Origin of the sequence: Pseudovibrio axinellae, assembly GCF_900110875.1 — a bacterium.
In the GTDB taxonomy this organism is placed as follows: Bacteria; Pseudomonadota; Alphaproteobacteria; order Rhizobiales; family Stappiaceae; genus Pseudovibrio; species Pseudovibrio axinellae.
The window spans coordinates 100,572-113,101 of the sequence record NZ_FOFM01000001.1 but is presented as its reverse complement, the minus strand read 5'-3'; the positions used below and the strand labels follow the sequence as shown (position 1 = coordinate 113,101).

Annotated in this window: 11 protein-coding genes; all 11 read right to left on the bottom strand. The window is 49.1% G+C overall.

What is annotated here, in order from left to right:
* The 11 genes from BMZ51_RS00510 to tssB all read right to left on the bottom strand — a co-directional run bounded on the left by BMZ51_RS00510 (position 1) and on the right by tssB (position 12,499).
* The gene (locus tag BMZ51_RS00510) at positions 1–282 is read right to left on the bottom strand and encodes a hypothetical protein (RefSeq protein WP_068009637.1); all 282 of its coding nucleotides are present in this window, start codon (positions 280–282) and stop codon (positions 1–3) included.
* A 21-nt stretch (positions 283–303) separates the two neighbouring features.
* Positions 304–2,247, bottom strand: a complete 1,944-nt coding sequence (locus tag BMZ51_RS00505; RefSeq protein WP_208979199.1) for a type VI secretion system contractile sheath domain-containing protein — start codon at positions 2,245–2,247, stop codon at positions 304–306.
* Between the two features lie 32 nt (positions 2,248–2,279).
* A complete protein-coding gene (locus BMZ51_RS24015; protein WP_068009639.1) occupies positions 2,280–2,546 on the bottom strand; it encodes a hypothetical protein in 267 nt (88 codons plus the stop codon).
* A 106-nt stretch (positions 2,547–2,652) separates the two neighbouring features.
* On the bottom strand, positions 2,653–5,319 hold the full coding sequence (gene tssH, locus BMZ51_RS00495) for a type VI secretion system ATPase TssH (protein ID WP_068009642.1): 2,667 nt from the start codon (positions 5,317–5,319) through the stop codon (positions 2,653–2,655).
* Positions 5,316–6,497: a type VI secretion system baseplate subunit TssG gene (tssG, locus tag BMZ51_RS00490; protein WP_068009643.1), complete on the bottom strand. Its 1,182-nt coding sequence runs from the start codon at positions 6,495–6,497 to the stop codon at positions 5,316–5,318. The genes tssH and tssG overlap by 4 nt, the downstream gene beginning before the upstream one ends.
* The gene (gene tssF / locus BMZ51_RS00485) at positions 6,494–8,371 is read right to left on the bottom strand and encodes a type VI secretion system baseplate subunit TssF (protein WP_068009645.1); all 1,878 of its coding nucleotides are present in this window, start codon (positions 8,369–8,371) and stop codon (positions 6,494–6,496) included. The genes tssG and tssF overlap by 4 nt, the downstream gene beginning before the upstream one ends.
* Position 8,372: 1 nt before the next feature.
* Positions 8,373–8,879 (bottom strand): type VI secretion system baseplate subunit TssE, encoded by a 507-nt coding sequence (tssE, locus tag BMZ51_RS00480; protein WP_068009647.1) that lies wholly within the window; start codon positions 8,877–8,879, stop codon positions 8,373–8,375.
* Positions 8,872–9,750 (bottom strand): type VI secretion system accessory protein TagJ, encoded by an 879-nt coding sequence (locus tag BMZ51_RS00475; RefSeq protein ID WP_208979198.1) that lies wholly within the window; start codon positions 9,748–9,750, stop codon positions 8,872–8,874. The genes tssE and BMZ51_RS00475 overlap by 8 nt, the downstream gene beginning before the upstream one ends.
* A gap of 54 nt (positions 9,751–9,804) precedes the next feature.
* The gene (locus BMZ51_RS00470) at positions 9,805–10,335 is read right to left on the bottom strand and encodes an Hcp family type VI secretion system effector (RefSeq protein ID WP_068009648.1); all 531 of its coding nucleotides are present in this window, start codon (positions 10,333–10,335) and stop codon (positions 9,805–9,807) included.
* A gap of 132 nt (positions 10,336–10,467) precedes the next feature.
* Positions 10,468–11,973, bottom strand: coding sequence for a type VI secretion system contractile sheath large subunit (tssC, locus tag BMZ51_RS00465; RefSeq protein ID WP_068009650.1), 1,506 nt, complete (start codon positions 11,971–11,973; stop codon positions 10,468–10,470).
* Positions 11,966–12,499, bottom strand: coding sequence for a type VI secretion system contractile sheath small subunit (gene tssB, locus BMZ51_RS00460; RefSeq protein WP_068009653.1), 534 nt, complete (start codon positions 12,497–12,499; stop codon positions 11,966–11,968). Before tssB ends, tssC begins: the two co-directional genes overlap by 8 nt.
* Positions 12,500–12,530: the final 31 nt, after the last annotated feature.

Sequence of the window (12,530 nt, the reverse complement as noted above, 5' to 3'; positions counted from 1 at the left end):
TTAGGCGTTGAAACTGGTTGTGGTGAGTTTGCAGTTATCTCGTTCCATTCGCTCCACGATCCCTGGATTAAGAATCCAGGGCATAGATCCCCCCGTATTTTCCCAGTTCAAGAGAACTTCCTCCCAAGTGTTGACTGATTGAATAAGGATCGGGATTTCAAGTGCCTCTTTGCCAAACAGAATTTGATCGAGATATGCTGCACCACGGACCAGATAGTAATTCCCGCCGTATTCCATGACGAAAATTTCAGGAACACGATCAATTTCGATGAGTTCTGCCATCGTCTTCTCCAGGTTATATCTTTACAGATCTGCCAGAAGTGCTTCGAGTTCTGGGTCCATGCCATCGCCCTCACCACTGCTTGGTGTTTCGTCATCAGCAGAAAGGTCAGCGAGTAGGTCGTCTAGTTCAGAGTTATCCGGCTCAGATAAAGCTGTTTCAGGGGAGGATTCTTCACATGCTTCATGTGTTTGTGGCTCGTGTTCCGTGATATCTGGTTTTGGCGCTTCGACTTCAATGCGAAAAATTGTTTCAGGGGTCTTCTTCGGATCAGTTATCGTTTCTACAACGACAGCACCTTTGGGAGCTTGAGCTAAAGCGGCTGCGCCATCAGTCACAAGGCCGCCAGAAGCACTGGAGCTTTTTGCATTAGCCTTTTTGATCGTGATCTGGTCGCACCAGCGGCCAGAAATAACTTGTCCCGCAAGGCCGTGCAGTGAGGCAATACGAACTTCCGGTTGCCCTTTCATTGAGACAACTGGCATCAAGTTTTGCTGCATAAGGGGCTCGATGCTGCGGTGACTGATTATGCGATCTGTGCAGGGTAAGGCAACCTGATCTCCGTACTGATCATGCACGTAATGAAATGGTATCTCATCGACGGTAAGGATGGAGCCAGGTTGCATGGCGCTACCACTGGTCTCGTAGTCTTTGGCAAGGACAAGTCCAACCAGTGCGGCAGGATTTCCCCAAAGCATGGCTTTTAACCCAATTTTTTCGTCAAATTCTTCGAAATTGAAAGCATCAATTGGGTCCGTCTTTGCACCATACGGCATGCGAAGCATAAAGCGCGGCAAACTGAGGCCGATGTAGTTACTCTCCTCCAGCGCACGCAGGCTCTGCCAAGCTTCCTTTGTTACCTTTGGAAGGGCGTCAAATTTCCTGGTTGCATTTGAGCGATCAAGTGAGGTTAGGAATGGTGCGTGAGCATGCGCGCAGATTTTAGCCATGCGACCTAAGAGTTCAGCATGCGGCGGCGTCATATCGAATGTATAAAGGCCGACAATTGCACTTGGGGTGCCAACACCGTCCTCTTGAAGAGCATTCTCGACAAATAGACGATACAAACCTGTATCCTCTAGAGTATTGGTTGCGCTCAGATCATGTGCAAAGTCTTCCGCCGATATGTCGTAGATTGTGATCTTTAGTAAACTAGACGTCTCTATGCGCCGTGAGAGCATGTCCACCACGCGCCAAACGCTTTCCAGTGACTGGAAATCAACATCCTGTAAGACTCTGCGAAGAGTTGTGCTCATCACGGTTTCAATGATCTCTAGATAATCTTCTAGCTCTGGATCATCGGCTGGTGTGATATAGGGCGATACGATTTTTCCAATCAGCTCAGTCAGGTCATCTGCTTCTTCGCGCTCTTCAATTGGGCGTTCAATGAGGGAAGAAAAGTCACTCAGTTTCTTATCAGCAGGTATAATTGCACCGCGAGCAGATCGGCGTTTAAGCGGTTGATCCCTTTGCTCTTCCTGCCATTCATCTATTGTAGCGACAGCGCTGCTGAACGTACCTGCATTCTTCAATGCTGAACGCAGTGCTTTCAGCTCGTCGAAGATCTCAAACTCCTCGATGATCTCATCTGGGTGAAAGGACTCAATTGAGGAAGGCTCAAAATGAACAACTTGACCATCCCCGGCTAAGTCCAGATCAAGTTTTATTTTGAGCCTAGCGGGAAGGTCCTCTGCAGTATCCACGTCAACATTGTGGCCTTTGAGCCCTGCAAGTTCATTAGCAGTATGTAGGGCCATACGGTTCGCTCTGCCTGAGAAATCCCCAATCACGACCAAGTGGAAAGGGCTTTGAGTGGTGATGTTTAGTTTTGGAGCTTGGCACGAAATATCACCAAAATTTGGTTCATACTTATGTGTTGCAGGGCCTTTAGCGGACTGCGATCCGTCGCCATCAACAGTGCTACCAAACCCTTCACCAAAAGCGTCGTCGTTACTTGAGGCACCCATCACCATCTCTCTTGCTCTTACCTGTTTGTTCTTCAAAGCCCTTTAGATTTGGGACAGTAGACAGCAACATCACGCTTAGGCGGTCTATGAGTTGACCGTGTTCTGTCTACGTGGCCAAGGTGAGGAGCATGTGGGCCATGTAAATAACCTTCACGGGCTTGCTTTGTGAGATTGTTGTTGTTCAGCAACGGCATGGTTGCCGACTGATCGTTGTTCAAGCCCTGAAGTTGCAATGAAAATTGACGCTGCGAGAAGAGGCGCGCTGGTGGTTCCGTCTTTGATTGCTTGAGGCTCTGCATGCTCAGACTCCTTGGTGTATTCAAAGTAGTCCGAACATGTGTTGTTTCAGTTATGATCTATGGTAAATAAACCGAAGATATTCAGCTCTGCTTTGTTTTAGCTCTCTTATGGTTTACTTTTCGCGTTGCGTGATTTTGTGTATTTATAGTCAAAAACATCACCCTTTGCAGAAACAGTGAGTGCCGTAATTTTCTTGCCTTCACTCATGTTTTTTAGGAATTCGGTGCTGATATCTGGCAGAAGAGTGTTGGTCAGGATTGCATCAATCATGCGTCCGCCGCTCTCAATCTCGGCGCACCTACTCTCAATTAAGCTTATGACCGTGTCGTCCCATTTCAGCGTGACATTGTGGTTCTTGAGCATACGATCACTTATGCGACAAAGCTGTAGGTTAATGATCCTGTGAATGACCTTAGAGCGTAGTGGGTAATATGGGACTGTAACCAGGCGACCCAACAGTGCTGCTGGAAATGTTTCTAAGAGTGGTTGGCGTAGTGCTTTTGCAATTCCATCCGGTTTAGGGATCAGGTCTTCGTCTGAGCACATATTCAAGATTAGATCGCTACCTACATTGGCTGTAAGAAGAATGAGCGTATTTTTGAAGTTGATTTTCCGGCCCTCACCATCCTCCATTATTCCTTTGTCGAACACTTGAAAGAATAACTCATGAACATCGGAGTGCGCTTTCTCAACCTCGTCTAACAAGACAATACTATATGGTCGGCGGCGCACAGCTTCAGTGAGAACACCGCCCTCGCCATAGCCCACATACCCTGGAGGTGAACCTTTAAGTGTTGAAACCGTATGTGCCTCTTGGAACTCACTCATATTGATAGTGATCAGGTTTTGCTCCCCGCCATAAAGGGTCTCAGCAAGCCCAAGAGCCGTTTCGGTTTTCCCAACTCCACTTGGCCCAACCAGCAGAAATACGCCAATAGGGCGGCTTGGGTTATCAAGGTTTGCACGAGAGGTTCTTACACGGCGGGCGATCATCTGCATTGCATGATCCTGGCCTATGATCCGCTTTTGTAAGATTTCGCTTAGATTAAGGATGGTCTTGATTTCATTACTGACCATACGCCCGGTCGGAATGCCGGTCCAATCAGAAACAATGGTTGCGACCGCCTGTCCATCAACTTGCGGCATGATAAGCGGATGTTCGCCCTGCAGCTCCGTCAGCTCCTCAAGTTTTTGGTGTAGTTCTTCGCGAATTGGCTGGGCATCAATATCTGCATTGCCGCTTGTTTGGCGGTAGCTCTCTCGCAGCTTCAAGATATCACTAACAAGCTTTTGCTCAGTGAGCCATTCAGCCTCCAGGGCTTTGAGCTCTTCTTCAAGTTCTGTGTGTTTTGTTTCTACATCTGAGAGCTTGTCTCCAACGTCAAACCCTGACCTTGTTTCTCGTTCCAAAATATCCCGTTCGGTCTCATTCATAGCTAAACGTTTGCGGCAGTCATCAACAGCAGCAGGGGTGGCGTGTTGAGACAAGGCAACGCGTGCACATGCTGTATCGATCAGGCTGATTGCTTTATCAGGAAGTTGGCGAGCTGGAATAAAGCGCATTGAAAGGTGTACAGCAGCTTCAAGAGCTTCATCTAGAATCTGCACTTGGTGGTGCTTTTCAAGCATCGTTGCGACACCGCGCATAATAGCAACGGCCTTTTCTGGATCAGGCTCATCGACAACAATGTTTTGAAACCGGCGCGCTAAAGCTGGGTCCTTCTCGATATGCTTTTTGTACTCCGACCATGTGGTCGCAGCAATGGTGCGCAACTCACCGCGTGCAAGCGCTGGTTTTAGTAGGTTTGCAGCATCTCCAGTGCCAGCTGCCCCTCCTGCACCAATTAGCGTGTGTGCTTCATCGATGAATAAAATTATGGGTTGCACTGATGAACGAACGGCATCCAGAATTTTGCTTAAGCGGTCCTCAAATTCACCCTTAACGCCTGCTCCTGCCTGCAAGAGGCCGACGTCTAAAAGCAGAATACGCACGTCCTTGATGGAAGGAGGAACGTCACCTTGCGCAATGCGAATTGCAAGCCCCTCAACCACTGCGGTTTTTCCAACGCCCGCTTCTCCAGTCAATATTGGGTTGTTCTGCCGGCGTCGCATTAATGTATCTATGATTTGTCGAATTTCGTCTTCGCGCCCTATCACAGGGTCCAGCTGTGCAGCCCTTGCTTTTGCGGTAACATCAGTTGTGTAGGCTTTAAGAAAGTCATCGCCGGAGTTTAAAGCTGGAGCGGAAGTCTCTTCTCCGGCTTCAATATGGCTGCCATCCTTGGCATCACTGTTTTCAGGTGACCCCTCGGTGACTTGTTTGTAGCGTGTTGCAATGTCATCGATCGGTATATTTTCAAACAACCGGGAGATACCAAAGAGCGTGTTACGAAGCCCAGGAGTCTTGAGGATCCCAATGAGGAGGTAACCGCTTCTGATTGCGTTATCGGCGAACATCAGTGTTGAGTAGACCCAGCCACGTTCCACGGCTTCCTCAACGTGCTGAGAAAGGTCGCTAACTGAGCTTGCACCTCTTGGGAGTTTATCAAGCGCTTTGGTGAGGTCACGCGCCAGCCTTGCTTCGTCTATACCAGCCTCTCGAATGATGCGATGCAAGTCGCTATCTTGTGCGCTTAAAAGTTGCTGGAACCAATGTTCCAATTCAACATATGGGTTGCCGCGCATCTTACAAAAGGTAGTCGCACTGTCGATGGCCTGATAACAGGTTGGGTTGAGTTTGCCGAAAAGGGATGCTCGTTTGATATCACTCATATGGACTCCTGGGCGGCCGCCGCACGATCATTTGATTGATTTGTCATTTTTGATTTTCGAACAATCTCGCGTGGTCGTAGATTAAGGTCTCGAACTGGCCCGCCGTGTTTTTGTGGAGATAACCAGGTGGTCCAACCGAGCTTTCCATACTGGCCAAGGTGGGTTTTTGGTGTTTGTTCGCGTTTAAGAACAAGTGTTACATCCCACTCAAGCTCGTCGCCGCAATAGGCCCGTACTGCAGAAAGTAGTCGAGGCATGGAAACCCCGTCGGGGAGTAGTCTTTCATAGTCGTGCAGGCAAAGAGGGCCAAACACCACACGGAACTTTGTATCGCTTGACCAGACACGAGCACCTAGGGCTGCTCCAACCCCAAGGACGCCTGCATTGCGGAAGCCGTTTAATGTGGTGACTTGGTTTTTTGGAAGATAAAGCCATTCACCAATGAACTCTTCAAGATCGACAGGTAGATTGAAGAAGCTACTCAAGATTGCAAGGAGTCCCTCGCAGTTGCGAGTCTGTAAGGCAAGGCGAGCTGTAAAATGATATTTCACCACGTCTGGAAATTTGTCTCGATGCCGAAACTCTGTGGGCCCAAATCCAGCTATAGAACCTGTGTAAACGGAGAACCTGTCGTCGTCGGGGCGGTCAAAACTGAAAGCGGGTTCTGCTGTGACTGCGGCGCGGTAGAATAAGCTAAGAACGCGATGATGAAAGACGTCTGCAAACGCGCGCATCGTGGTGTCACGGTGTTGGTGTTCGCGTTTGAACGCATATCCAGTCAGGTGTAAAGGCATAGGACCGTTAGGACCAAACAAACCTAGAAAGCGACTTGTCAGACGGTTGGGTTTGGCTCCGATACTTTGTTTGAATGCAGTAATGGTGGTCGCTTCAAACTGTAAATGCGGTTCGTGCGAAAACCGAACAGGATCGTCCTTGCAACGCCGCGATGTTCCAATCCGAGGCTTATTGGGGTGGGCGCACTCTATAAGTCGCACGAGCGGCAAAAACTCATAACTCAGGTAATCTTTTTCCGCTAATTGAAAGCGTCGTTTCCAGCGAGCGCTAAGCGGGGCCTCCTTATGCGCAGGAGGTTGCCACCTGGCTCGCGCATCAGTTTGTCGCTTTGCATCTCTGGCGCTATTAAGAGAAGAAGGAGGTGTGAACGAGGAGCCGGTCATAGACGGTGGCGTCTCCCGATTTGGCACTTCCAGCGCATAACCTCACCGCGCGTGTTGGACTTTATCACTGTTTCAGTAAAGCTGTTTATGGAGACGTAACGGGCGAAAAACTCGTTCAACACAGCGCCTAAAAGAAAGAGGCCTGTCCCTTCAAAAGCGGCCTCTTCAAGTATGATGGTCAGCTCTAGGCCCCGGGCAACTGAGGAAAGACCTCGCCCTGACAACCGGCGAACTGCTCGTGTAGACTTTATTGAGCGGACGCCGTCAATCTGTTGGGTTGTCGAGGTATCTCCCAATGGTGCGTAGAGGTGGAGGATTGAGCGTAGCGCTTTCGCCCCGTCTGTATCGTTGTTATCTGCAATGCTCAGGTAATTCAGTGATAGGTGATTTATAAAACGCCAGGCTGTCTCACCAAAGATGTTCGATGGACGTGGCCTGCTCGGACCATCGATACAGGTTACAGCTTCAACAGGTCCACCTTCCGGAAGAGAGAAATCGGATTCGCTCCCACCGATTGGCATCAACAATGGAAGGTCGCGATTGGTGCAAAGCGCACGAATGCCCAATTGGTTGAGAGCAAGGTTGTAGGGGGCGTCTTTCGCATCGACGAGACTAAGAAAGACCTCAGTACCAAGGTAGTTACTGCGTCCTCCAGTTATTTTTCGCTTTGCTGTCGGCAATCGTTGTTTGCGATGAATTGTGTAGTAGGCACCTTCGCTTTGCAGGTTTTGTATGTTCGAAAGGCTATAAAAGGGTTTGAATATTTGTGGAGCATCCCCTTGTGAGCTGAACCCTTCCACCTCCTCTAATTGATAAACCTCATAATCTAAGGGCTTAGACCTGTCCGGCACCACATGGTGATCACTGCGCTTATCGTTGATATGAAGGCGATCAAGTCGCGTCGAAAACAGGTTGATTGCTGGTGTGCAAAATAGCGAGAGATTTGCTCGGTCAACTGCTCGCTCCAAATCCTTGTCGACGCGATTGAAGAGCAGGAAAATATCCATTTCATCGCATTCGCACCGCCTTACTGCTTCTTGTAGCTTGGTCAGTTCGATAAATAAAAACCGATGTGGAAAGGCAAAATACTCCTGAAGCAATCGGTAACCACTAAAGGACTGTGCTCCATAAGGCAGTAATGCATCTTCATCAGCATAGCCGCGTGTCTTTACGACTTCTGAGGACAAGTTGATCCGCCAGGGAGTGGGGAGGCGGGTCGAGCGAATGGTTACACCTGCACAATTGCCAATGATCTGCTCGTAAAGCTTGACAGGCTGGGACCCGCCACCGCGCAGGTAAATCGGTAACTTATCGAGGGCAAGTTCATTAAACGGAATATTGCCAACCGTCTTTAGGCGAATACGAAGGCCAGCCTTTGCTCCGTTTCTGACAACCACCTTTTGTGCAGCCAATTCACTTGGGCTTGCCAGATAGTCTGTGGCTTCGATCGTCAGCGGCCAAAGCGTCGTTTCGTGAGCCGTTTTGTAGATGCACGGTGTTGCATCTCGTGTGCTCTTGCGGCTGCGCAGCTGAGTTCCACGAGGGATGGAATAACCATCTTTCAGCGATCCCTGTGTCATGTCTGGTTGAAGGTTTGCAATCAACATGGATGGAACAGGTGCAAGAAAGTGTGGGTACACCATTTCAAGCAAGTGCTGAGTAAATTGAGGGAACTGCGCATCCAGCTTGTACTGAACGCGAGCAGTAAGAAAAGCAAACCCTTCTAAAAGTCGTTCCACATAAGGGTCAGCACATTCAAAACCACTCAACCCAAGACGCCCAGCGATTTTGGGATAGGCTTCAGCAAACTCAGAGGCACTTTCTCGAATATGTTGCAGCTCTCTGTTGTAATATGGAAGCAACCAAGGCTTCATATCAGGAACCTCGCTGGCGCGGTTTTGCAATTTGCACAGCGTTTACATCCAAATCGAATTCAGTGCGCAGATAGAGGGCCTGTGGCAATGGCTGCGACCAGAGCTTTCCCTCAATCTGGAAGTCTAAACGATTGGCTCGCCGTGGCTTGTTCGGCTCAACAACAGAGACCACAAGCGTATCTTCAATAATCCGCGGTTCAAAGTTGGCGATTGCCTCACGTAAAATTGTCTCTATATCCTCAACGCTTTTATTCGTAAGGGCTCCTAAATCAGGGATTCCAAAATTTAGAACAGATGATTTTACTTCAGGTAGACCATCAAGATTGATATCTGAACCAAGGTGCGTTGTGTTAAAAAGCCATTCTAAGTCACGTTGAATGGAGCGCCGAAGGTTAACTGAACCTACAACTCGTGCATCACGCGCTTCCACTTGCTGAAATGGGTTGTCATCTGTGAGCCGGTCCAACAAGGACGGGACCAGTCTTTCAGCAATGGGGTGCTCAACCATGATCTGGTTTCCTTGATGATGGACCGTCATCACCGCTATGTATTGGGCCTAACTCCTTGTGAATGTCCAAAGCACTATCAAAGTTGACGGAGCGTATCTCCTGCAACGAAACCTCAGTCGCTTCAGATACGAACATGCGTTGACCAACCGGCTTCTCATCGACCCACGTTGTAAGTCGAGAGAGTTTGAGGTTGGCATCATCAGCAAGTACGGTTTCGACATAACGTGTTGGAATGAAACCATTAGCAGGGCCTCCATTGACCCAAAGCAGGTTCACTGGTGTCCAGCACATGTCGCGTAGATCACGTGGTTCAGGAATTCTGATTGACTTAATCGCGGAAAATGGAACCCAATAGTAGGCGTTGCTCATCATCAGCTCGAGGACGGGGCCTAATCGTGGGTCGGCATCGGCAAGCCACTCAAATGTTTCACCATTTATGGCTCCAGAAATGGCTTCGGCCTCTTCAAAAGCTTGCTCGCGCAGCTCAGTGGCCGCTTGGTTGTTTTTCTTTACATCGAACTTGAGTGCTTGAATGAGATAGGAAAGCCACTCTTTCGGTTCGCCGAAGAGTAGGGGCGTTTTATCGCTTGAAAAAACCTCCTCCCGAAATTGCTCCATGTCGATCAGTCGGGAATAGGTTTCGACCATGGGAATAGCGCTCACATCAAACTGACGAATGACTGGCAGTTGTTTCTTGGCCTTGAGCCAGTCTCCGTTTATACAATACAGCTGGAAGAGAAGGATGCGTTCTTTCACGTCCTCTGGGTGCTCGCGCACAGTTTCCTGAGTGCTTTCGAGTGCTTCTTTGAGGTTGCCAGTGGCTAGATGTTCCTTCGCATGCATACGGGACCACTCCAGACTGTTGCGCATAGGAATGCTTGCCGGGTCAGCCCCGGCAAACAAAACGATAAGAAAAATGCACTGCTATTTAACAACAAGATCTCGTGTGTTCTTGATGCGGCTCCACTTTTCAGTAAGCGTTTTGCCCATGGCACCAGTGGTATCCATCATGATGTAATCAATTTGGACAGCACCATATTCCATCTGAATAGATTCTTTACACTCATCGTCATTGCCTTCCCAACTGATCTCTTTGATTGCAACCAGCTTCATGGTGAAGGTAAGGAAGATAACTCCCGATTTCCCTGATGCGCCACCAGAACGACGCAGCATCAATGTGACGGTTTCGTAAATACCGCCGTTACAGCAGGCGAGAAAGAGACCAGGGGAACCACGGTCAGTTTTCTTTTCAATAGTGAACTCTTTAAACTTCACACGACCTGCACCGGAACCGCCACGCATGGAACCAATATCCATAGTGTTTTCGGCTCCCATGCTGAAAGTAGCTATTTCGAAGGCTTTCTTTTTTGCCATCTCATCATCTTGTGTTTCGCCTTCAATGGCGATAGCTCCGGCACCAGGCCCTTCAAAGATTACATATGCATCAATTGACATGACGCTTGCTCCACTTTAGGTTTCTTGTTTTGTGGCACTAAACGGCGAACCGCATAGGGTGTAGTGCCGGTTGACAGCATTTGGTATTTCGGAACTGTACAAACACCGCCATGGGCTACGTCAGCTAAAAGGCTAGCCGCCTTTGGCTGACGGGAGTTTTGATACCAACCGCAAGGAAACCGTCAGTCCTTCCAGTTGATAATGTGGGCGCAGGAAGAACTTTGCACTGTAGTAACCTGGGTTGGAATCGTCAGCTTCAACCACGACTTCAGCAGAGGCCAAAGGTCTCTCTGCCTTTGTGAGTTCACTGGACCCGGCAGGGTCGCCATCTACGTAGCGCATGATCCAATCTTGCAACCAGTTCTGCAGGTCCTGCCGCTCTTTGAAGGAGCCGATTTTGTCTCGTACAATGCACTTTAGGTAATGAGCAAAGCGGCAACTCGCGAAAAGGTACGGTAGCCGCGCTGCAAGATTTGCGTTTGCTGTGGCATCTGGGTCCGTATATTCGGCAGGCTTTTGTAGTGACTGAGCGCCTATGAACGCAGCAAGGTCAGAATTCTTGCGGTGTAGCAGAGGCATCATACCATTCTTAGCAAGTTCTGCTTCGCGGCGGTCTGTAATCGCGATCTCGGTAGGACACTTCATATCCACACCGCCATCATCTGTTGGGAAGGTATGTGCTGGTAGACCTTCGACTGCGCCACCTGATTCAACACCGCGGATTCGTGAACACCAACCGTACATTTTGAACGAACGAGTGATATTGGTAGCCATCGCGAACGCGGAGTTTGACCAGACATATTTGGACGAGTTTGCGCCAGATGTGTCCTCTTCAAAGTCAAATTCTTCGACAGGCTCAGTCATCGCTCCATAGGGCAAACGTGATAGGAACCGAGGCATCGCGAGCCCGATGTAACGAGAATCCTCAGCATCACGCAACGAGCGCCAGGCTGCATATTCGGGTGTTTGGAAGATCTTGGTTAGATCTCTAGGGTTCGAAAGTTCTTGCCAAGATTCCATTTGGAAGAGTGTGGGGCTGGCTCCCGCGATAAATGGGGCATGGGCTGCTGCAGCAATCTCTGCCATCTCATTTAAGAGAGCTACGTCTGGCGGAGTATGGTCGAAATAGTAGTCGCCAATCAGAACGCCGTATGGCTCGCCGCCAAATTGCCCATACTCTTCCTCATAAATTATCTTGAAGACGGGACTCTGATCCCAAGCGGTACCCTTATATTTCTTTAAGGTCTTGCTAAGGTCCTTTTTGGAAATGTTCATCACACGGATCTTCAACATCTCGTCCGTCTCGGTGTTGTTGATCAGGTAATGCAGACCTCTCCAGGATCCCTCAAGGCTTTGAAAGTCATTGTGATGGAGTATGAGTTGTATTTGCTCTGAGAGTTTGCGGTCAATCTCAGCCACTATGGACTCAATGGACTTCAAAGTGTCATCTGAAATCAACGTCGTATTAAGTAGGGCCTGCTCAGCCAGAGCTTGGACCGCTCCTTCAACAGCCTCTTTAGCACTGTCAGATTTTGGTTTGAACTCTTGTTTAAGAAGGGAGTCAAAAGCATTGGGGTCAATAGCTTCGGCCTGCACCTCTTGGGCTTCGACATCTGGTTGCTTTTCAGCTTCAGCCATTATTCTCGTCCTTCTCTTCAGCAGCGAGGTCGGCTTCCTTCGGAGCGGCGGCGAGTGTTTGTAAAAGCGCCGGATCATTCAAAACTTTGCCGATTAATTCTTCTGCGCCAGATTTGCCGTCCATATAGGTCATTAGGTTTGAAAGCTGAGTGCGTGCTTCAAGCAATGTACGAAGCGCATCGACCTTGCGTGCCACGGCAGCAGGTGAGAAGTCGTCCATGCTTTCAAATGTTAGGTCCACACTGAGATTACCTTCTCCAGTAAGCGTATTCGGAACACGAAAAGCGACACGTGGTTTCATCGACTTCATACGTTCATCAAAATTGTCGACGTCAATCTCAAGGGCTTTACGGTCACCAACTGGAGGAAGTGGGTCTTCTGGCTTGCCGGAGAGGTCCGCCATTACACCAGCAACAAATGGCAACTGAATGGTTTTTTCCGCACCATAAAGTTCCACGTCATATTCGATCTGGACTCGAGGGGCTCTATTCCTCGCGATAAATTTTTGACTACTTTGTTTTGCCATGTGATCGTGTTCCCGGTGGTTTTGTCCTAGT

What these genes read in the sequence shown, in the direction of transcription:
- BMZ51_RS00510 (WP_068009637.1), bottom strand. Translation starts at nt 282, where the DNA reads ATGGCAGAACTCATCGAAATTGATCGTGTTCCTGAAATTTTCGTCATG.
- BMZ51_RS00505 (WP_208979199.1), bottom strand. Translation starts at nt 2,247, where the DNA reads ATGGGTGCCTCAAGTAACGACGACGCTTTTGGTGAAGGGTTTGGTAGC.
- BMZ51_RS24015 (WP_068009639.1), bottom strand. Translation starts at nt 2,546, where the DNA reads ATGCAGAGCCTCAAGCAATCAAAGACGGAACCACCAGCGCGCCTCTTC.
- tssH (WP_068009642.1), bottom strand. Translation starts at nt 5,319, where the DNA reads ATGAGTGATATCAAACGAGCATCCCTTTTCGGCAAACTCAACCCAACC.
- tssG (WP_068009643.1), bottom strand. Translation starts at nt 6,497, where the DNA reads ATGACCGGCTCCTCGTTCACACCTCCTTCTTCTCTTAATAGCGCCAGA.
- tssF (WP_068009645.1), bottom strand. Translation starts at nt 8,371, where the DNA reads ATGAAGCCTTGGTTGCTTCCATATTACAACAGAGAGCTGCAACATATT.
- tssE (WP_068009647.1), bottom strand. Translation starts at nt 8,879, where the DNA reads ATGGTTGAGCACCCCATTGCTGAAAGACTGGTCCCGTCCTTGTTGGAC.
- BMZ51_RS00475 (WP_208979198.1), bottom strand. Translation starts at nt 9,750, where the DNA reads ATGCGCAACAGTCTGGAGTGGTCCCGTATGCATGCGAAGGAACATCTA.
- BMZ51_RS00470 (WP_068009648.1), bottom strand. Translation starts at nt 10,335, where the DNA reads ATGTCAATTGATGCATATGTAATCTTTGAAGGGCCTGGTGCCGGAGCT.
- tssC (WP_068009650.1), bottom strand. Translation starts at nt 11,973, where the DNA reads ATGGCTGAAGCTGAAAAGCAACCAGATGTCGAAGCCCAAGAGGTGCAG.
- tssB (WP_068009653.1), bottom strand. Translation starts at nt 12,499, where the DNA reads ATGGCAAAACAAAGTAGTCAAAAATTTATCGCGAGGAATAGAGCCCCT.